Annotated in this window: 17 protein-coding genes; 10 read left to right on the top strand and 7 right to left on the bottom strand. The window is 71.6% G+C overall.

From position 1 onward, the window contains the following. Positions 1-31 precede the first annotated feature (31 nt). A complete protein-coding gene (locus QIY60_RS08455; protein WP_283141850.1) occupies positions 32-1,585 on the bottom strand; it encodes an MFS transporter in 1,554 nt (517 codons plus the stop codon). Positions 1,586-1,643: 58 nt separating this feature from the next. After that, positions 1,644-2,324 (bottom strand): hemolysin III family protein, encoded by a 681-nt coding sequence (locus tag QIY60_RS08450; RefSeq protein ID WP_283141849.1) that lies wholly within the window; start codon positions 2,322-2,324, stop codon positions 1,644-1,646. Between the two features lie 271 nt (positions 2,325-2,595). Between QIY60_RS08450 and QIY60_RS08445 the strand changes: the two genes are divergently transcribed. The 7 genes from QIY60_RS08445 to QIY60_RS08415 all read left to right on the top strand — a co-directional run bounded on the left by QIY60_RS08445 (position 2,596) and on the right by QIY60_RS08415 (position 9,967). Then, positions 2,596-4,419, top strand: coding sequence for a phosphoenolpyruvate carboxykinase (GTP) (locus QIY60_RS08445; protein WP_283141848.1), 1,824 nt, complete (start codon positions 2,596-2,598; stop codon positions 4,417-4,419). 221 nt (positions 4,420-4,640) lie between these two features. Next, the gene (locus tag QIY60_RS08440) at positions 4,641-5,636 is read left to right on the top strand and encodes a serine/threonine-protein kinase (RefSeq protein WP_349253908.1); all 996 of its coding nucleotides are present in this window, start codon (positions 4,641-4,643) and stop codon (positions 5,634-5,636) included. Further along, a complete protein-coding gene (locus QIY60_RS08435; protein ID WP_283141847.1) occupies positions 5,623-6,078 on the top strand; it encodes a hypothetical protein in 456 nt (151 codons plus the stop codon). The genes QIY60_RS08440 and QIY60_RS08435 overlap by 14 nt, the downstream gene beginning before the upstream one ends. A gap of 106 nt (positions 6,079-6,184) precedes the next feature. Continuing rightward, positions 6,185-7,204 (top strand): hypothetical protein, encoded by a 1,020-nt coding sequence (locus tag QIY60_RS08430; protein WP_283141846.1) that lies wholly within the window; start codon positions 6,185-6,187, stop codon positions 7,202-7,204. Positions 7,205-7,240: 36 nt separating this feature from the next. After that, positions 7,241-8,005: a hypothetical protein gene (locus QIY60_RS08425; protein ID WP_283141845.1), complete on the top strand. Its 765-nt coding sequence runs from the start codon at positions 7,241-7,243 to the stop codon at positions 8,003-8,005. Positions 8,006-8,042: 37 nt separating this feature from the next. Beyond that, complete coding sequence (locus QIY60_RS08420) at positions 8,043-8,807, top strand: PP2C family serine/threonine-protein phosphatase (protein WP_349253906.1); 765 nt, start codon at positions 8,043-8,045, stop codon at positions 8,805-8,807. Next, positions 8,804-9,967 carry a hypothetical protein gene (locus QIY60_RS08415; protein WP_283141843.1) on the top strand — a complete coding sequence of 388 codons (1,164 nt, stop codon included), beginning with the start codon at positions 8,804-8,806 and terminating at the stop codon, positions 9,965-9,967. The genes QIY60_RS08420 and QIY60_RS08415 overlap by 4 nt, the downstream gene beginning before the upstream one ends. A 326-nt stretch (positions 9,968-10,293) precedes the next feature. Here QIY60_RS08415 and QIY60_RS08410 read toward each other — a convergent pair whose 3' ends face one another. Together QIY60_RS08410 and QIY60_RS08405 are read right to left on the bottom strand one after the other, a co-directional pair. Next, positions 10,294-10,671 carry a hypothetical protein gene (locus QIY60_RS08410; RefSeq protein WP_283141842.1) on the bottom strand — a complete coding sequence of 126 codons (378 nt, stop codon included), beginning with the start codon at positions 10,669-10,671 and terminating at the stop codon, positions 10,294-10,296. 78 nt (positions 10,672-10,749) lie between these two features. Further along, positions 10,750-11,961, bottom strand: a complete 1,212-nt coding sequence (locus tag QIY60_RS08405) for a pyridoxal phosphate-dependent aminotransferase (RefSeq protein WP_283141841.1) — start codon at positions 11,959-11,961, stop codon at positions 10,750-10,752. A gap of 613 nt (positions 11,962-12,574) precedes the next feature. Between QIY60_RS08405 and QIY60_RS08400 the strand changes: the two genes are divergently transcribed. Next, on the top strand, positions 12,575-14,458 hold the full coding sequence (locus tag QIY60_RS08400) for an alkyl sulfatase dimerization domain-containing protein (RefSeq protein WP_283141840.1): 1,884 nt from the start codon (positions 12,575-12,577) through the stop codon (positions 14,456-14,458). Here the strand turns inward: QIY60_RS08400 and QIY60_RS08395 are convergent. Both QIY60_RS08395 and QIY60_RS08390 read right to left on the bottom strand, forming a co-directional pair. Then, positions 14,425-14,679 carry a DUF397 domain-containing protein gene (locus QIY60_RS08395; RefSeq protein ID WP_283141839.1) on the bottom strand — a complete coding sequence of 85 codons (255 nt, stop codon included), beginning with the start codon at positions 14,677-14,679 and terminating at the stop codon, positions 14,425-14,427. The genes QIY60_RS08400 and QIY60_RS08395 overlap by 34 nt on opposite strands. Then, positions 14,676-15,470 carry a helix-turn-helix transcriptional regulator gene (locus QIY60_RS08390; RefSeq protein ID WP_283145859.1) on the bottom strand — a complete coding sequence of 265 codons (795 nt, stop codon included), beginning with the start codon at positions 15,468-15,470 and terminating at the stop codon, positions 14,676-14,678. Before QIY60_RS08390 ends, QIY60_RS08395 begins: the two co-directional genes overlap by 4 nt. 115 nt (positions 15,471-15,585) lie before the next feature. Here QIY60_RS08390 and QIY60_RS08385 point away from each other — a divergent pair, with 115 nt between their 5' ends. Both QIY60_RS08385 and QIY60_RS08380 read left to right on the top strand, forming a co-directional pair. Then, positions 15,586-16,011 carry an ATP-binding protein gene (locus QIY60_RS08385; RefSeq protein WP_283141838.1) on the top strand — a complete coding sequence of 142 codons (426 nt, stop codon included), beginning with the start codon at positions 15,586-15,588 and terminating at the stop codon, positions 16,009-16,011. Positions 16,012-16,072: 61 nt separating this feature from the next. Next, positions 16,073-17,299: an FG-GAP-like repeat-containing protein gene (locus QIY60_RS08380; protein WP_283141837.1), complete on the top strand. Its 1,227-nt coding sequence runs from the start codon at positions 16,073-16,075 to the stop codon at positions 17,297-17,299. A gap of 7 nt (positions 17,300-17,306) precedes the next feature. Here QIY60_RS08380 and QIY60_RS08375 read toward each other — a convergent pair whose 3' ends face one another. Next, positions 17,307-18,935: a D-aminoacylase gene (locus tag QIY60_RS08375; RefSeq protein ID WP_283141836.1), complete on the bottom strand. Its 1,629-nt coding sequence runs from the start codon at positions 18,933-18,935 to the stop codon at positions 17,307-17,309. Between the last annotated feature and the right edge of the window lie 110 nt (positions 18,936-19,045).

Here is a 19,045-nt window from a genome sequence, read left to right as displayed (position 1 = left end):
GCGTGGCGTGGCGGCGGACATGTCGACATTCTCAGGCATCCATGGCGTTCATGGCATCAACGGGCACGCCCGCCACGTCCCGCGCGGCCGGTTCCGGCTCCTCCCGACCCGGCAGCAGCGCCGCCGCGAGCAGCGCGGTGACCAGCGCCGCCACCCCGCACACGAGCAGCACCGTGTCCATGCCGTGCACATACGCGGAGTCGGCCGAAGCGGCCAGCCGGGAGTCGCCCAGCTTCGCCGCGACCAGGTGCGCGGCCACCACCGAGTCCCCGGCCCGGTCCGCGACGGGCCCCGGCAGCCCGGCCGTGTCGAGCTTGTCCGTGAACACCCCGGCGAGCAGCGAGCCGAGCAGCGCGATCCCGACCGCGCTGCCCACCTGACGTACGGTCATCAGCAGCCCGGATCCGCTGCCCGCCCGCGCCGGCGGCAGCGTGGCGAGCGCGGCCGTCATCGCGGGCACCATCGCGAAGCCGAAGCCGAGCCCGGTCAGCGACAGCCACAGCGCGGTGAAGCCGTATCCGCTCTCCACCGTCGTACGGCTTCCGAGGAAGGCCGAGAAGGCGAGCACGATCAGGCCCGCGCTGATCGTTCCGCGCGCCCCGAACCGCCGCACCAGCGGCTCGCCCGCCTTGGCGGCGATCATCAGGCCGCCCATCAGGGGCAGCATCCGCAGCCCGGTGCCGAAGGCGTCGTTGCCGAGCACCGCCTGGAGGTACTGGGGCAGGACGAACATCAGCCCGGCGAGGATGAACATCACCAGCGTGGCCGCCAGCGTGTTGAGCAGGAACGGCCGGTGGGCGAGCAGCTTCATGTCGAGCATCGGACGCGGCACCCGCCGCTCCCGTACGACCAGGGCGGCGATCAGCGCCGCGCCGCCGGCCAGCGTGGCGACCACCAGCGCGTCGCCCCAGCCGCGTGTCGGCGCCTCGATGATCCCGTAGATGAACGAGGCCAGACCGGCGGCGGTGAGCGCGGTGGAGAGGGCGTCGACGCGCGGCGAGGCCGGGTCGCTGGTCTCCGGGAGCAGGAAGGCGCAGGCGGCGATGCCGATCGCGACCATCGGGACGTTGATCAGGAAGACCGAGCCCCACCAGAAGTGGTTGAGCAGGAAGCCGCCGATGATCGGGCCGAGCGGCAGGCCGAGCGCGGAGGAGGCGGTGACGATCGAGACGGCCTTGGTGCGCTCCTCGGCGGGGAAGAGCGAGGGCAGTACGGCCAGGGCGAGCGGCATGACGAACGCGGCTCCTATCCCCATGACCGCGCGGGCCGCGATGACCGCCCCGACGCTGGTGGTCAGCGCGCCGACGAGCGAGCCCGCCAGGAAGATCCCGAGGCCGGTGATGAGCATCCGGCGGCGGCCGAAGCGGTCGCCGAGGAGTCCGGCGGGGAGCATCAGGGCGGCGAAGACCACGACGTAGGCGTCGGCCATCCACTGCTGCTGGCCGGTGGTGGCGCCGAGCTGCTGGGCCATCGTCGGCAGCGCGACATTGAGGATCGTCATGTCGAAGCCGAGCACCAGCATGCTCGCGACCATCGCCCCCAGCGCCCACCAGCGCCGTGGATCGGGACCGGACACCTGTGTCATGGCACACCTCCGTAAGAGTTACCGTCAAGTGACAGTAACTCTCAAAAGAGGGTCGGCGTCAAGAATGCTGGTAGGCGACCAGGGAGATGCCGACGTAGTGGACGACGAACGCCGCCAGCGTCAGGGAGTGGAAGACCTCGTGGAAGCCGAACCAGCGCGGCGAGGGGTTGGGGCGCTTGATGCCGTAGATCACGCCGCCCGCGCTGTAGAGCAGTCCGCCGACGATGACCAGGACGAGCACCGCGATGCCGCCGGTGCGCATGAAGTCGGGGAGGAAGAAGACCGCCGCCCAGCCCATGGCTATGTAGCAGGGGGTGTAGAGCCAGCGCGGCGCGCCGACCCAGAAGACGCGGAAGGCTATCCCGGCGAGCGCCGCCGCCCACACCGCCCACAGCAGCACCCGGCCCTTCGCGTCCGGGAGCAGCAGCAGGGTGAGCGGGGTGTAGGTGCCCGCGATGATCAGGAAGATGTTGGCGTGGTCGAGCCGGCGCAGGATCGCCTCGCCGCGCGGGCCCCAGTCGCCCCGGTGGTAGAGGGCGCTGACGCCGAACAGCAGACAGGCGGTCAGGACGTAGATCCCGCAGGCGACGCGGCCCCGGGTCGAGTGGGCGAGCGCGGTGAGCACGAGGCCGGAGACGACCACCGCCGGAAACATCCCGGCATGCAGCCAGCCGCGCAGTTTGGGCTTCAGGGGCCTTGCCGGCGCGAGGGCCGTCACCTGATCAGTCATGTCCCGCATGCTACCTACGCCTCCGTAAGTTACGGATAGGGGCGGCCCGTAACCGTATGCCCCGGCCACATGCACCCCAGATGAACGAGGAGTGGCGAGTGGCGATGCTCACGTGAGAGTGCCCCTGGACATATGGGCGATTGACGCGGATGATCAGATGAGTGCGGTCGGCACCGGATGAGCGCCAGGTACCAAAAGAAGCGTCCGGGTCGCAGCCCCCACGGGGCAACGAACGAAATTCCCCCACAAGGGGATACCGAACCCTCAACAAGGAGCGATCGTGGCGCGCGACATCGCGGCTCCCACCTCTGTCCCGACGAACCACCAGGAGCTGGTCTCCTGGGTAGACGAGATCGCAGCAATCACGCAGCCGGACAGGGTGGTCTGGTGCGACGGTTCCGAGGCCGAGTACGAGCGCCTCTGCGAGGAGCTCGTCGCCAAGGGCACGTTCAAGAAGCTCGACCCGATCAAGCGCCCGAACTCGTACTACGCCGCTTCCGACCCGACCGATGTCGCGCGGGTCGAGGACCGCACCTTCATCTGCTCCGAGAAGGAGGAGGACGCGGGGCCGACCAACCACTGGAAGGCTCCGGCGGAGATGAAGGAGATCTTCGCGGGTGAGAAGGGCATCTTCCGGGGCTCGATGCGCGGCCGCACCATGTACGTCGTGCCCTTCTGCATGGGCCCGCTCGGCTCGGACCTCTCCGCGATCGGCGTCGAGATCACCGACTCCGCCTACGTCGCCGTCTCCATGCGCACCATGACCCGCATGGGGCAGCCGGTCCTCGACGAGCTCGGCACCGACGGCTTCTTCGTGAAGGCCGTCCACACCCTGGGCGCCCCGCTGGAGGCGGGCGAGGCCGACGTGCCGTGGCCCTGCAACTCCACCAAGTACATCTCGCACTTCCCCGAGGCCCGCGAGATCTGGTCGTACGGCTCGGGCTACGGCGGCAACGCGCTGCTCGGCAAGAAGTGCTACGCGCTGCGCATCGCCTCCGTCATGGCGCGCGACGAGGGCTGGCTCGCCGAGCACATGCTCATCCTCAAGCTGACCCCGCCGCAGGGCGAGTCGAAGTACGTCGCCGCGGCCTTCCCGTCCGCCTGCGGCAAGACCAACCTCGCCATGCTGGAGCCGACGATCTCCGGCTGGACCGTCGAGACCATCGGCGACGACATCGCGTGGATGCGGTTCGGCGAGGACGGCCGGCTGTACGCGATCAACCCCGAGGCCGGCTTCTTCGGCGTCGCTCCCGGCACCGGTGAGCACACCAACGCCAATGCCATGAAGACGATGTGGGGCAACTCCGTCTTCACCAACGTCGCGCTCACCGACGACGGCGACGTGTGGTGGGAGGGCATGACCGAGACGGCGCCCGCGCACCTCACGGACTGGAAGGGCAACGACTGGACCCCGGCGTCCGAGACCCCGGCGGCCCACCCCAACGCCCGCTTCACCGTCCCGGCCGGGCAGTGCCCGATCATCGCGCCCGAGTGGGAGGACCCCAAGGGCGTCCCGATCTCCGCGATCCTCTTCGGCGGCCGCCGCGCCTCCGCCGTACCGCTGGTGACCGAGTCCTTCGACTGGAACCACGGCGTCTTCCTCGGCGCGAACGTCGCCTCCGAGAAGACCGCCGCCGCCGAGGGCAAGGTCGGCGAGCTGCGCCGCGACCCGTTCGCGATGCTCCCGTTCTGCGGCTACAACATGGGCGACTACATGGCCCACTGGGTCAAGGTCGGCGCCACCGCGGACGCCGCCAAGCTGCCCAAGATCTACTACGTGAACTGGTTCCGCAAGAACGACGCGGGCAAGTTCGTATGGCCCGGCTTCGGCGAGAACAGCCGTGTCCTGAAGTGGATCGTGGAGCGCCTGGAGGGCAAGGCCGAGGGCGTCGAGACGCCGATCGGCATCCTGCCGACCAAGGAGTCCCTGGACACGGACGGCCTCGAACTGGCCGAGGCCGACCTGGAGTTCCTGCTCAAGGTCGACCCCGAGGTCTGGCGCGAGGAGGCGGCGCTGATCCCCGAGCACCTCAACACCTTCGGCGACCACACGCCCAAGGAGCTGTGGGACGAGTACCGCTCGCTGGTCGCCCGCCTGGGCTGACCCGCCCGCCAAAGACTCGTGGCGGGCTGCCCCGAACACCGCCCTGACCAGTGGGGTCACGACGGTCCGCCACGACATGATCCGCCCCCGGAGCCCCCTCACGGCTCCGGGGGCCGGATCGTTTTCCCGGGATGGTTTTTCGCCGGGGCGGCTGCCGGGAGCGGGTGTTCGCGGGACACTCGGACCCGGAGCGCGTTGGGCCAGTGAGGGGGGCGCGGAGCGTGCGCACACCGGTGAGTGATCCGCTGCGGGTGGGTCCGTACCGCATAGTCGGGCGGCTGGGGTCGGGCGGGATGGGGTGGGTGTACCTGGGACGCTCGCCCGCGGGCCGGGCCGTCGCGGTCAAGGTCGTACGTCCCGAACTCGCCGCCGACGAGGAGTTCCGGCGGCGCTTCGCCCGCGAGGTGGCCGCCGCGCGGCTGGTCGGCGGGGCGTTCACGGCGGCGGTCGTCGACGCCGACCCGGAGGCCGAACTGCCCTGGCTGGCCACGGCGTACGTACCCGGGCCGTCCCTGTCGGAGGCCGTCGGCGCGGACGGGCCGCTCACCGGAGGGCAGGCGCGCCGGCTCGGGGCCGGTCTGGTGGAGGCGCTCCAGGCGATCCACGGTGCCGGAGTGGTCCACCGCGACCTCAAGCCGTCGAACGTGCTGCTCGCCGCCGACGGGCCGCGCGTCATCGACTTCGGCATCTCGGCGGTGGCCGGGGCGACCGGGCTGACCCGGGCCGGGCAGCTGATGGGGACGCCGCCGTACATGTCGCCCGAGCAGATGACCGGCGAGCACGCCGGGCCCGCCAGTGACGTCTTCTCGCTCGGCGGGGTGCTCGTCTACGCCGTCGCCGGGTACGCGCCGTTCCGGCACGGCGCCGGGGTGGCCTACCGGGTGGTGCACGCCGAGCCTGAACTCGACGACGTACCGGGGGAGTTGATCGACCTGGTCGCCGCCTGTCTGGCCAAGCGGCCCGAGGACCGGCCGGGTCTGGACGCGCTGCTCCAGGGGCTGATCGGCCCGGACGCGGACGCCGCGCGGGCGCTCACCTGGCCGCCGCCCACGGTGGCCCGGCGGATCCGGGTCCGCACCGGCGAGCTGAAGGTCCGCCAGGCGTCCGGGGCCAAGGCGTCGCTGCCGTCCTGTCTGCTGCTGCACGCGCAGACGCTGCTCGACGCGGGGCTCAGCGACGCCATGGTGATCGAGGCGGTGGGCCGTGCGGCACTCTGAGGGGACGCCGACGGACGGGAGAGAGCTGGGCGTCCAGTGGCGGTCGCTGGTCCACGGGTGGGCGGCCGGGCGCCATCTGCGCTGCGAGGAGGACACGGTCTCCGTCTCGCTGCGCTTCGACCTCACGGACGCCGGAAGAGCCGTCACCGTCCGGTTCATGACCACCACCAAGCTGCTGGTCGCGTTCATGACGGATGGTCGGTTCCTGCGCGGCGACCAACTGGCGACGGCCGCCGCCGCGGCCAACGCGTGGAACACCGAACAGCTGGTCCCGATGCTGTCGGTGTGGGACGTACGGGGGCCGCGCCCCTGTATCGCCGGGGTCTGCACCCTGCCGCTCAACTGCCGGATGAACCAACCCGAATTCGATTCCCTGGCCGGGGATTGGGTGGAACAGGCGAGACAGATGTTCCTCCGGTGCCACCAGGTGTTCCAGTTGTAGGTGGGGTTAGTGGGAATGGCCCGGAATGGCCAAAACCCTTACGGAAGGGCGCCGGTGCCGTCATATTTGCGATGTGCTTTTCCGGGGGGCGGGGAGGTTTTCGCACATGGGGCAGCTCCGTTGGCCGCGCGCTGCGCGGCGGCTGTGGGTGGTGACCGGGCTGGTGGCCCTGGCCCTGTCGGCCGTGGTCCTTCCGGCCGCCGCCGACGACCGGTCCTGCTCGGGGTCCCTGGCCGAACGGCTGGACTGCTGGGCCGGGCGCGTCGGGGCGCAGGACGCGTCCGTGCTCGTCACCCTGCGCAAGCCGCTGGCGCTCGACGGGAAGGCCGCCGACTGGAAGCTCTCCCAGCGCAAGGCCACGTTCGACCGCGGCCCGCTGGTCCTCATGGTCCCGGCCGGGCACCCGACCGGCGCGGGCGGCACCCTGCTGCTCGTCCTCGCCGGTGACCGGCTCGTCGACCCGGACGCCGAGATCACCCGGCTCGACGACAAGACGGTGGGCGCCCTGCGCGAGGCGGGCGCCTGCGAGGGCAAGCTGTGCGAGGCGGTCGCGGCGGCGAAAGGCAAGGACAAGCCCCTGCGCGGCAAGGAGCTCGTGGAGGCGGGTCTCGCCGCCGAGCTCGACCGCAACTCCGACAGCGTCGGCGGCTCCGGCGGCGGCTCCTCGCTCCTGGTCCCCGCGCTCGGCGTCGCCGCCCTGCTGCTGCTCCTGGTGACCGCGCTGGTCCTCGCCGTACGCCGCTCGCGAGGTCCGCGCCTCGCGTTCGCCGTACCCGCCGCCGGGCGCCCTCCGGCCGCGCGCACCGGCCGTACGGGCACGGCGAGCACCGCCGGCATGGCCGAGGCGCCCGGCAGGCACCGCGCCGCGCCGGGCCGCGACGTCCGCAGGCCGACCGCCCCCGGCCGTGTCGCCGTCGTACGCACCGCGCTGCACCCGCAGGGATACGTCGAGCTCGACCAGTGTCTGCGCCGGGCGGTCTGGGCCGAGCCGGGGACGCCCGCGCCCGCCCCCGGCGCCCGTGTCGAGGTGAGCGAGGGCCGGGGCAAGGACGCCGGGATCCTGTACGCCCACGCGTACGCCGAGAACGGAAGGACCGTCATCGACCGTGCCCAGCACGGCAGTTGACCCGCGAGCGAAGTACCGGGAACGGGGAGAGATCAGATGCGCAGGCAGCAGCCACCCAGGACACTTCCGGCGGAGTACGCCGACATCGAGTTCGAGAACAACGCCCAACGGCTGCCGCTGGTGCTGTGCCTCGACACCTCCAGCTCGATGGCGGGCCCGCCCATAGACGCGCTCAACACGGCGCTGAGCGAATGGACCCGCGAACTCCACGACGACGTCAGCCTCAGCTACAGCGTCGAGGTCGCCGTCATCACCTTCGGCGGCCAGGGCGTCACCGCCTGGCGCGGCGCGCAGCCGCTCGAACCGGGCTCCCCGGTCGGCCCGTTCGTCGCCGCCCACATGTTCGAGCCACCGCGCCTCGCCGCCTCCGGGGTGACCCTGATGACCGAGGCCCTGGAGCTCGCCATGCACGTGGTCGCCGCCCGCAAGACCGAACTGCGCTCCCAGGGCTTCCAGTACTACCGCCCGCAGATCTGCCTGGTCACCGACGGACTCCCGACCGACGGCACCGGCCACATCAGCCGCACCTGGCAGCGGCTGGTCCCGGTGCTCGCCGAGGAGCAGGCCGCGCGGCGCTTCCGGCTGTACGCGATCGGGGTCGGCGGGCTCACCGACCTGGCCGAGCAGGTGCTCCAGGCGTACGCGCCGAAGTTCAACGCCCGGCTCCAGGGCTTCCCGTTCCGCCAGCTGCTCCAGATGATGTCGGCGAGCGCCAACGCCGAGACCAAGGGCGCGGGCGACGAGGTCTTCGAGAAGATCTTCAGCCAGTTCAAGACGCAGCGCCCGGCCTGGGAAGCCTGAGCGGGCCATGGGGGCGCGGGCGCACGGGAGCTGGCGGGTGCACGGACTGAGCGTGGAGGGCTACCGGCACCGCCGGGACGGCGTCGCCTGCCAGGACGCCTGGCGGTGCGCGACGGACGGACCCGTCACGGTCCTCGCGGTCGCCGACGGCGCGGGCAGCAGGCCGCGCTCCGGCGAGGGCTCGCTGCTCGCGGTCCGCCTGGCGGTGGAGCACTTCGGCCGGCTGCCCGCCTCGGGTGCGGACGGCCCCGCCGCGCACCGCCTGCTGCGCCAGGGCTTCCAGCGGGTCGTGGACGACTTCCTCGACCGTACGGGCGAGGCGGCGGGCGACCACGCGACCACGCTCACCGTGGTGGTGCTCGCGCCCGGCTGGCTGGGGCACGTCAGCGTCGGGGACGGCTTCGTGGTGCTGCGGGCCGGGACCGAGGACGGCGAGCGGCAGTTCCATCTGCTGCCGCAGCCCGCCGCGGTGAGCGAGTACAGCAACGAGACGGTGTTCCTCAGCACGCCGGACGCCGCCCGCTGGGTGCGGACCGACTGCGTACGGGACGAGGGCGTCGACGGCGTGCTGCTCTCCACCGACGGCCTGGCCCAGGCCGCGCTCTCCTGGTCGGGAGGCGCCCCGCAGGCGCCCAACGAGTCCTTCGCGGCGGCCGTGCTGCGCTCCCTCGACACGGAGGCGGTGGGATCCGGGGACGAGGACGACCGGCTGGCCGCGCTGCTCAGGTCCGACCGGCTGACCGCGCTCAACGGGGACGACAAGACGCTGCTGCGGGCGGTGCGTACGGGAGGGGGCACATGAGCGAGGCGAACGGCAGCGGTGGCGGGCCGGGCGGGCGGACCGTGCTGCTCGGCGGGGTGCCGGTGGTCCTGGCGGCCGCCCCGCTCAAGGGCGGCGGCCAGGCGGCCGTCTACCCCGTCGAGGGCGACGACCGGGTCGTCGTCAAGCTCTACCGGGACCCGCCCGGCCCCGAGCAGGAGCGGCGGCTGACCCGGATGCTCACGATGTCCCCGCTCGGCGGGCGCCCCACCGACCGCTCCCAGCGGCCCGAGCTCGCCTGGCCGACCGCGCCCGCGCGGGCGCCGGGCGGGGCGTTCCTGGGGTACGCGATGCAGCGGTTCGGCGAGCCCGAACACGTCCAGCTGGTGGGCCTGTTCACGCGCGCCCAGCGCATCCGGCTCTTCCACCAGCGGGCCGACTGGCGGTTCCTGCTTGGCGTCGCGTGGAACCTCGCGTTCATGACGGCCCGGATGCATCACGAGGGCCTGGTCATCGGGGACTTCTCCAGCAGCAACGTGGTGGTCGACGCGAACGGCTTCATCACGTTCCTGGACTGCGACTCGATCGCCTTCACCGACGCGGTCACGGGGGAGCTGTTCCCGTGTCTGATGCATACGACGGACTACTCGGCGCCGGAGCGGCTGGCCGGGGGGCCGGCGACGCGGGCGAGCGACGACTTCGCGCTGGCGGTGCTGGTGTATCAACTGTTGACGGCCGGGAACCACCCCTTCGGGGGTGTCCCGCACGACAGTGCGCCGGAGTCGACGGTCCAGGACAACATCGCGGCGAGCATTTCGTACGTGGTGCGGCCGGAGCAGGTCGTGGTGCCGCGCGGGACCGTGGACCCGTCCGTGCTCCCGCCCGAGCTGCTCGGCCTGTCCCGGGCGGCGTTCGGCCCGGGCGTCCTCGACCCGGCGGCCCGCCCCTCTGCGGAGGACTGGCTGCGGGCGCTGGACCGAGAGCGTTCGCTGGTACGAGTCTGCCCGGATCGCCCGATGCACACGTACGGGTCGCACCTCTCGGGGTGCCCGTGGTGCGGCCGGGCGTCCGTGACCGGCCACGACGTCTTCAACCTCGGCCCGGTCCCGGCCGCGCCGCCCCCGCCGTCGGGGATGCGGACGGCTCTGCTGGTGGGGTTGGTGCTGCTGGTGTTGCTGGTGCTGATCCTGTCGGTGGGATGACCGTCTGCGGGCCGGTGGGGGCTGGTCGCGCAGTTCCCCGCGCCCCTTTTTTGCCCGGTGTTTGTCTGCGGGCCGGTGGGGGTTGCTCGCGCAGTTCCCCGCGCCCCTAGATGCGCCCCTTCGGGGCGCCCTCAAGATTGCCGCGCAGCGGCATTTGAGGGGCGCGGGGAACTGCGCGAGCAAGCCAGCACGATCTGCAGACGACAACGGACCCCTTCAGGGGCGCGGGGAACTGCGCGACAAGCCCCCACCGGCCCGCAGACGAAGGCCGGGCCAAGAAGGGGACCCCGGTCCGCGGACCTCCGCGGCGCGCGGACCGGGGCCGATCAGGGGGCCAGCGCCAGCGCGTGGGCGTCCATGCGCTCCGCCGCCAGGATCGCGGCCGCCGTGTCGGCGCGAGAGGCCGCGACGACGAGGGCGCGGCCCGCCAAAGCGTGCGCGCGGCCGTGCAGCGAGGTCGCAGACGTACCGCGAAGGCCCGCGTGGCGCACCGGCGGCATACCGCCCCGCAGCCGCGCGATCTGCCGCGCTATCGCGTCACCGGCCGAGGCCAGCCCCAGCTCGTCCGTCACCGCGAGCAGCGCAGCCAGATGCCCGGCGAGCTGGATGTCCAGCTCCTCCTCACGCGACCGGTGCGGAACGCGCGCGTCGGCGTCGGCGGCCATCGTGCTGTGCACCGACTTCGTCCGTATCGGCTCGTACATGAGATGGCCTCCTTCGCCGTCGCAGGAGACCATCCTATCTTAGATTCTGTCTAAAGTTGAGCCGATGTCAGCAGCCCGCTACATCTGGCTGTAACCGTCCAGGAAGCTGCCGATCCGTGTCACGGCCCCGGCCAGGTCCTGAGCCGAGGGAAGCGTCACGATGCGGAAGTGGTCGGGCTCGGGCCAGTTGAAGCCGGTGCCGTGCACGACCATGATCTTCTCGGCCCGCAGCAGGTCCAGGACCATCTGGCGGTCGTCCTTGACCTTGTAGACCGCCGGGTCCAGACGCGGGAAGAGGTACAGCGCGCCCTTGGGCTTCACGCAGGTCACGCCGGGGATCTGGGTGAGCAGGTCGTACGCCGTGTCGCGCTGTTCGAGCAGGCGCCCGCCCGGCAGCACCAGGTCCTCGATGGACTGGCGCCCGCCGAGCGCGGTGGCCACGGCGTACTGCGACGGCATGTTGGCGCACAGCCGCATGTTGGCGAGGATGGTGAGGCCCTCGATGTACGAGGACGCGTGCGCCTTCGGGCCGCAGACCGCCAGCCAGCCGGAGCGGTATCCGGCCACGCGGTAGTTCTTGGACAGACCGTTGAAGGTCAGGACCATCAGGTCCGGGGCGACGGTGGCCGTCGGCGTGTGCGTGGCGCCGTCGTACAGGATCCGGTCGTAGATCTCGTCCGAGCAGACGATCAGGTTGTGGCGGCGGGCGATCTCGGTCAGCGACCGCAGCATCTCCTCGTCGTACACCGCGCCCGTCGGGTTGTTCGGGTTGATGATCACGATCGCCTTGGTGCGGTCGGTGATCTTGCGCTCGATGTCGGCGAGGTCCGGCATCCAGTCGGACTGCTCGTCGCAGCGGTAGTGCACGGCGGTGCCGCCGGCGAGCGAGACGGAGGCGGTCCACAGGGGGTAGTCCGGGGCCGGGACCAGCACCTCGTCGCCGTCGTCGAGCAGCGCCTGCATCGACATCTGGATCAGCTCGGATACGCCGTTGCCGAGGTAGATGTCCTCGACGTCGAGGTCGATGCCCTTGGTCTGGTAGTGCTGCATGACCGCGCGGCGCGCGGAGAGCAGGCCCTTCGCGTCGCCGTACCCGTGCGCCCCGGAGAGGTTGCGGAGCATGTCCTCCAGGATCTCCGGGGGGCACTCGAAGCCGAACGCGGCGGGGTTGCCGGTGTTGAGCTTGAGGATGCGGTGACCTGCCGCCTCCAGCCGCATGGCTTCTTCGAGAACCGGGCCGCGGATCTCGTAACAGACATTGGCGAGCTTGGTCGACTGGATCACCTGCATGACGGTCACCTTACGGGCGCGTTTCGGGGGACGCGCGGTGTTTGCGGCCCGGGTCGCCCGGGCGGGCCGTTCTGGGCGGAGCCTCGGCTTCCATCGGAATGCGGTGGTCGGTGTGTGCCGTGGGATTGCCGGGCGGGGGCGGGGTGCGGGCTTGGATTGCGCGCGGGCCGTCCGGGGCGGGTGAGATGCGCCACGGCGCGGTGTTCGTCTGCGGCCCGGTGGGGGCTGATCGCGCAGTTCCCCGCGCCCCTTCTTCGCCCGGAGTTCGTCTGCGGGTGGTCGTGGGCTGGTCGCGCAGTTCCCCGCGCCCCTTAAATGCCGCTGCGCGGCATCCCCTGGGCGCCCCGCAGGGGCGCATTTAGGGGCGCGGGGAACTGCGCGAGCAACCCGCCACGATCCGCAGACGACAACGGACCCCTTCAGGGGCGCGGGGAACTGCGCGACCAGCCCCCACCGGGCCGCAGACGAACACCGGGCCGAGAAGGGCGCACGGCCCGCAGCCGGCATGGCCGGTTCAGCGCGGGGCATTGTCGGCCAAGGCCGACACCCGCACCCTTCCCGCTCGCGCCGCACGGCGTTACGTTCCCGCCCCGCACCCCGAGGAGGCAGGAACATGACCAACGGCAGCAGGACCGCCCACGAGCCCGTCGAGCCGACCCCGTTCGTCGTCCGCAGCAACCGCCCCGCCGAGCAGGGCGTCCCCTCCGACGTCTCGGACTTCCGCAACGCCTCGCAGGGGCTGCTCGCGGCGCCGGACGTGCCCGTGATCCCCACGCGCGACGGCCAGGGCGCCGCCTGGGACTTCGACCGGTTCGACTTCCTGCGGGACGCGGACGAGATCCCGACGGCCGTCAACGCCCGCGTCTGGCGCCAGGGCCGCATGAACGCCATGGCGGGCCTCTACCTCGTCACCCGCGCCGAGGACGGCGGCGTCTACCAGGTCCGCGGCTACGACCTCGCCAACATGACGATCGTCGAGGGCCGCACCGGACTGATCGTCATCGACCCCCTCGGCTCGTACGAGACCGCCCAGTACGCCCTGCGCCTCTACCGCGCGGCCACCGACGACCACCGCCCCGTCAAGGCGATCGTCTACACCGCCAGCTGCGTCGACCACTTCGGCGGCTCGCGCGGCCTCTTCGCGGACCAAGGAGACACCGTCCCCGACGACCTCGCCGTGTACGCGCCCGACGGCTTCCTCGACGACGCGGTCCGCCGCCACGTCGTGGAGGGCCTGGCCACGGCGTGCCTGGTCGACCACACGTACGGCACCCGCCTGGAAGCCGGGCCGTACGGGCTGATCGACAGCGGCCCCGGCCTCACCGTCTCGGCCGGCGAGGCCACCCTCGTACCGCCGACCCACCAGCTCTCCGGCGAGGTCGAGGCCGACGGCGTCCGCCTCGTCCTCCAGCCCGCCGCGGGCCTCCAGTCCCCGGCCGAGATGAACGTCTACCTCCCCGACCGCAAGGTCCTCTACCTCACCGCCCCCGGCCTGCTCGGCGGCCTCGGCGACGTACGCGCCCGCCACCTCGACGAGACCCTGAAGGCCTTCGGCGGGGTCGCGGAGATCGTGGCCGGGGCGTACGAGTGGCCCGGCTGGGGCGACAAGGCCGTCTCCGCCCGGCTCGCCGCGCGGCGGGACGCCTGGGTCCGGCGCCAGAGCCAGCCCTCGAACCGGCCGTTCTACGCCCCCGGCTACGTCGGCACCGCCACCCAGGCCGCCCGCCAGACCTGGCTGCGCCTGCTCGGCCACGAGTTCGTCGCCGCCACCGACGCCGTCGCCGTGACCCCCGCCTCCGCCGCGACCGCCCAGCGGTACGTGGTGGCCCTCGGCGGCGCCGAGGCGGTGCTCGCGGCCGCGCGCGAGGAGTACGACGCCGAGACGCCCCGGTACGAGCGGGTCGTCGAGCTCCTCGACCACGTGGTGGCCGCCGCCTGCGACCGGGCGACGGTGTCGGCGGCGGTCCTGGAGGCCGCGACCTCGCTCCAGGCCCTCGCCCTGACCCAGCTCGGCTACCTCGCCGAGTACGGCCCGCTGCGCAACGCCTATCTGACGGCCGCCCGCGACCTGCGCCCCGGCCCGCAGCCGCCCGGCTCCCGCCCGGTCGTCGCCGACCTGGTCCGCTACGCCAACCCCGCCCAGTACTTCGCCGCCGTGGCCGCCCGCCTCGACGGCCCCCGGGCCGCCGAACTGCGCGACCCGGTCGTCCTGTTGTGGCACTTCACCAACACCGGCCAGTCGGGCGTCACCGTGCTGCGCGACGGCGTCCTCGTCTACACCGACACGCGCGGCGACACGATGCCGCCCGGCGTGGACAAGCCCCAGGCCACGATCACGCTGACCCGCGAGACCCTGGACCAACTCCTCGCCCCGGGCCCGGACTTCGCCGCGAACTTCGACGCGGCGGTACGCGCGGGCCGCGTCCAGATCGACGACCGGACCGCGGCCGACACGGTCTTCGGCTACCTACTCCCGGCTATCCCGGCCGTGAACTGAGCCCAGGCGGAGGCGGGGACGGCGAATGTCGGGCTGTCCCCGCCGAGCTTGGAATCCCGTACGTGGACGGTGACGGTGTGGGGGCAGGTGGCGACTTCGATGCAGGCGCCGCCCTGGTCGTCGCTGTGGCTCGACTTGCGCCAGTCCAGGGCGACTTCTATGCACTCGCTGCCCTGGTCGTCGCTGTAACTGGACTTGAACCATACGAGCTCGTCGCTCATAGCTCCTCCGCCACTTTGCTGATGAACTCCGCCGACTCCTCGACACTGAGGGCGTGCATGCGGATCATGCCATGGCGTTGCGTAAGTTCGCTGACCTTGTTGGGGTCGGCGTAAAGCGCGCTGGTTGTCTGGCCTTCGGCGAATGCGTAGTGCTCGTGATCGGGGCTCTCCAGCAGGACCACCGAGCCGGAGAGGGCAAGTCCGCTGCATCGGCCCATCGGCAGCACCTGCACCGACACGTTCCGCAATGCAGCTGCCTCCAGTACGTGGTGGAGCTGGCGTCCCATGCACTGCGGCCCGCCGACCATGGTGCGCAGCGCGGCCTCGTACATGATGAACCCGAACATCACCGACGGCCGCGCACGCAGTGCGTCCTGCCTGCGCAGCCGTGCGTTCACCCGTTCCTCAACCGTCTCGTCGTCCAGCGGTGGACAACTCTCGCTGATCAGCGTCCGCGCGTACTCCTCCGTTTGCAACAACCCCGGAATGAGCACCGGCTGGTACGAGTGGACCGCGATTGCTTCGGCCTCTTCCTGCATGTACTCCTGCGACCTCGCCGGGAACGGTTCCGGCTTCAGATAGCTGTGCGCGGCCAGCAACTTCCCCTTGGCATCACACAGTTCGTCAGCGACTTGCAGAAGCCGCAGGGTCGGCTTGCGGCGGCCGTTCTCCATCGACTTGACGTACTCGTACTGGTAGCCCGTCGCTTTGCACAGCTCCTCGCGGCTCACTCCCGCGCTCTCCCGCCAGAGCTTTACCTGGTCGCCGCAGTAGCACCAGGCCAGGCGGATGTGAACTCGCCTCGGTCATTGCACCCGCCCTTCTAGGTACACAGCGGGTACAGCAACAGTTTGTACCCACGCTGTCACTCCCAGAAACTATGCCCGGCCCGCCACCGTATGAGCCATGGATCGCACAACTTCCCCCCTCCCGAAGGACGTTCAGTGGCAATTTCCGCGCGGCCCGCGCAGCGTCTCGCGCGCGCGGGTGCTGCTGGCGGAGCAGGCGCACGCCTGGAAGGTGCCCGACGAATTGGCCGAGACGGCCGTCCTGCTGCTCAGCGAGCTGATGACGAACGCCGTCCGGCACGCGCGCGTGCCCGTCGGCCGGGACGTCGTCGCGCGGTGCGTCCTCGGCGGGGACATCTTCCGCGTCGAGGTGATCGACGCGAACGTGGACCTGCCGTGTCCGAGGCCCGCCGGGCCGGACGACGAGTCGGGGCGCGGGCTCGCGCTGGTGGAGGCGCTCTCCGACGCGTGGGGCGCCAACCCCCGACCGTACGGAATCGGCAAGACGGTCTGGTTCGAACTGATCCTCGACGGGCGGCTATGATCCGCTGACTTTCGACGTATTCACAGCATCCGCACATACCCGGGGGGACCACGTGCGTTCCATGTCTTCGCGCCTCATACGCGGCGGGCTCGCGGCCGCCGCCACGGCGGGGCTGGCCGCCACCGTCACGACCGCGCCCGCCCAGGCCGCGAGCGGCTACGACCGCTGCCCGGCGGGCAAGCTCTGCGTGTTCCAGTACGGGGACTTCAAGGGCAAGATGGAGATCATCTCGTCCAGCCGCCCCACCCTGGGCATCTGGAACAACTCGATCTCGTCCCTCGTCAACAACAGCGACCTCTACGTCTCGCTGACCCCGGAGTCCAACTACGAGGGCGAGAGCTACCTCATCGACCCGCACACTCCCCCCAACGACCTCACCGGCGGCTCCTTGGGACGGCGATGGGACAACACCATCAGCTCGATCCGCGTGGCGACCACCAAGTACGAGGCCACCCTGGGCGTGCCGTGGATGGACTGGTTCGTACAGGACCAGGAGAAGCGGCCCGCCGGGCTGCCCGCGGTGGCGCAGTTCGGCGACATGGACAACGACAACCACCCCGACCTCCTGGAGCGCGCGGACGACGGGAGGCTGTGGTTCCTGTCGGGCGTCGGCGACGCCAACTGGGCGACCAAGGGCAAGCTCGTCGGCGGCGGCTGGAACTCCATGACCCAGCTGGTCCGGCACGGCGACTACAACTCCGACGGCAAGGAGGACGTCTACGCCCGCGACAGGTCCGGCGTGCTGTGGTCCTACCCGGGCCGGGGCGACGGCGCCTTCAAGGACCGCGTCAAGGTCGGCGGCGGCTGGAACAGCATGCGTGAGATCAGCGCGGCCGGGGACCTGACCGGTGACGGCCGCCGGGACCTGCTGGCCCGCGACACCGCCGGGACCCTGTGGCTGTACCCGGGCAACGGCCGGGGCACCTTCGGCGACCGCAAGCTCGTCGGCGGCGGCTGGAACGCCATGAACCAGCTCGCCGCGCCGGGCGACCTGAACGGCGACGGCAGGGCCGACCTGCTGGCCCGCGACGGTTCGCGGACGCTGTGGCTGTACCCGGGCAACGGGCAGGGCAACTTCGGCGCGCGCACGAAGCTCCCGTACGCCTGGTCCGCCGACGCGCCCGTCCTCGCCACGGGAGACGTGAACGGCGACGGGATCTCCGACATCATGCGGCCCATGCCCATCGTCTGGCAGCTGCACATCTACCACGGCACCGGCCGCGGCGGCGTCGGCGGCCCGTCGGCGGACATGTACTGGGACACTGCCCCTAACGTACGCGTGTTCTGACGGTACGTCAGGTTGCTGGCGGGGTAGGCGTTCTGCGGACCGCCCGCCCCGCCAGCACGTCCGTGCGCCGGCCGTCCTCGACGACGAACTTGCCGTCGATCAGGACGTACGGGATGCCGGTGGGCAGGGTGCGGGGGTGCTCGAACGTCGATCCCGCCGCGACCGTGTCCGGGTCGAAGAGGACGACGTCCGCGCGGTAGCCCGCCTTGACCAGGCCCCGGTCCGGGAGGCGCAGGCGGGCCGCCGGGCGGGAGGTCAGATGGGCGACCATCTCCTCCAGGGGGAGGACGCCCAGGTCGCGGGCGTAGTGGCCCAGATAGTGGGGGAACGTGCCGTAGGCGCGCGGGTGGGGCTTGGCGCCCTGGAGGATGCCGTCGCTGCCGCCGGTGTGGACGCGGTGGCGCATGATCGTCCGCACGTTCTCCTCGTGGCCCACGTGCTGGAGGATCGTCGAGCCGAGGCCGTCGTCGATCAGGAGGCGGCGGGCGGTGGTCCAGGGCGCCTCGCCGCGTACACGGGCCGACTCGGCGACCGTCCGGCCCACGAAGGGCGCGAGCCCCGGGTCGCTCACCCCCGAGATCTCGACCGTCTCCCAGTCGATGGGCACCCCGTGGCAGCCGTCCGCCCCCACCACCTCCATGGCGTGGCGGATCCGCTCGGCCGTCGCGTCGTCCCGCAGCCGGGCGAGGACCGTCTCCGGCCCGCCCTCGCCCGCCCAGCTCGGCAGCATCGCGGCGAGCGTCGTACAGCCCGGGGTGTACGGGTAGGTGTCGAGCGTGATGTCCGAACCGGTGGCGAGCGCCCGGTCGAGGAGGGCGAGGAGCTCGGGTGCCTTTCCTTCGTTCACGCCGAAGTTCATCGTGGCGTGGGCCAGGTGCAGGGCGCAGCCGGCGGCGCGGGTGAGCTCGACCATCTCCTCGTAGGCGCGGAGGGCGCCGGCGCCGTAGGAGCGGTGGTGGGGGCAGTAGTAGCCGCCGTACCGCGCGACGACCTTGCAGAGCTCGGTCAGCTCGGCGTCCGGGGCGTACATGCCGGGGGTGTACGTGAGCCCGGAGGACATCCCGACCGCGCCCTGCTCCAGCCCCTCGGCCACCAACTGCCGCATGCGGTCCAGCTCTTGGGGCGTGGCCTCGCGGTCCTCCCAGCCCATGGCGTACATCCGTACTGTGCCCTGGGGGATCAGGTAGGCGGCGTTGACCGCGATGCCCTGTCCGTCGAAGCCGTGGTCGAGGCGGTCGAGGTAGCCGCCGACGGTGTGCCAGTCGATGTCGATGTCCGAGCCGTCGCCGTTCCAGCCGGTGATCGCCTTGCGGACCTCGGTGAGGGTGCGGTCGTCGACGGGCGCGTACGAGATGCCGTCCTGGCCCAGCACTTCCAGGGTGACGCCCTGGGCCGCCTTGGCGCTGTGGTCCGGGTCGCGGAGCAGGGCCAGGTCGGAGTGGGCGTGCATGTCGATGAAGCCGGGGGCTAGGGCCAGGCCGTGGGCGTCGAGGGTGCGGGTGCCGGTGAGGTGTGGGGTGCCCTCGGGGTGGATTGCTGTGATGCGGCCGTCTTTGATGCCGACGTCGGCGCGGTGGGGTGGGGTGCCGGTGCCGTCTATGACGAGGGTGTCGCGGATGACGAGGTCCAGGTTCATGGTCCGGTTTCCGTGTGCGGTGGCTGATGTCGCGGGCGATTCCCCCACCCCGCCCCTTCCCGAAAGCCCTCTGGCGGGCGGCCGCGTGGGGGTTGGGGCGGGCTGCTGGG

The organism is Streptomyces sp. BPTC-684 (assembly GCF_030028635.1).
Classification (GTDB): Bacteria; Actinomycetota; Actinomycetes; order Streptomycetales; family Streptomycetaceae; genus Streptomyces; species Streptomyces noboritoensis.
Note: the sequence above shows the minus strand (reverse complement) of the source record. Positions and strands in the feature narration are given on the sequence as shown.

Coding starts and splice junctions, on each gene's coding strand:
- QIY60_RS08400 (WP_283141840.1), top strand. CDS start 12,575: ATGACCAACGGCAGCAGGACCGCCCACGAGCCCGTCGAGCCGACCCCG.
- QIY60_RS08455 (WP_283141850.1), bottom strand. CDS start 1,585: ATGACACAGGTGTCCGGTCCCGATCCACGGCGCTGGTGGGCGCTGGGG.
- QIY60_RS08395 (WP_283141839.1), bottom strand. CDS start 14,679: ATGAGCGACGAGCTCGTATGGTTCAAGTCCAGTTACAGCGACGACCAG.
- QIY60_RS08375 (WP_283141836.1), bottom strand. CDS start 18,935: ATGAACCTGGACCTCGTCATCCGCGACACCCTCGTCATAGACGGCACC.
- QIY60_RS08450 (WP_283141849.1), bottom strand. CDS start 2,324: ATGCGGGACATGACTGATCAGGTGACGGCCCTCGCGCCGGCAAGGCCC.
- QIY60_RS08385 (WP_283141838.1), top strand. CDS start 15,586: ATGGATCGCACAACTTCCCCCCTCCCGAAGGACGTTCAGTGGCAATTT.
- QIY60_RS08430 (WP_283141846.1), top strand. CDS start 6,185: ATGGGGCAGCTCCGTTGGCCGCGCGCTGCGCGGCGGCTGTGGGTGGTG.
- QIY60_RS08380 (WP_283141837.1), top strand. CDS start 16,073: ATGTCTTCGCGCCTCATACGCGGCGGGCTCGCGGCCGCCGCCACGGCG.
- QIY60_RS08405 (WP_283141841.1), bottom strand. CDS start 11,961: ATGCAGGTGATCCAGTCGACCAAGCTCGCCAATGTCTGTTACGAGATC.
- QIY60_RS08415 (WP_283141843.1), top strand. CDS start 8,804: ATGAGCGAGGCGAACGGCAGCGGTGGCGGGCCGGGCGGGCGGACCGTG.
- QIY60_RS08410 (WP_283141842.1), bottom strand. CDS start 10,671: ATGTACGAGCCGATACGGACGAAGTCGGTGCACAGCACGATGGCCGCC.
- QIY60_RS08425 (WP_283141845.1), top strand. CDS start 7,241: ATGCGCAGGCAGCAGCCACCCAGGACACTTCCGGCGGAGTACGCCGAC.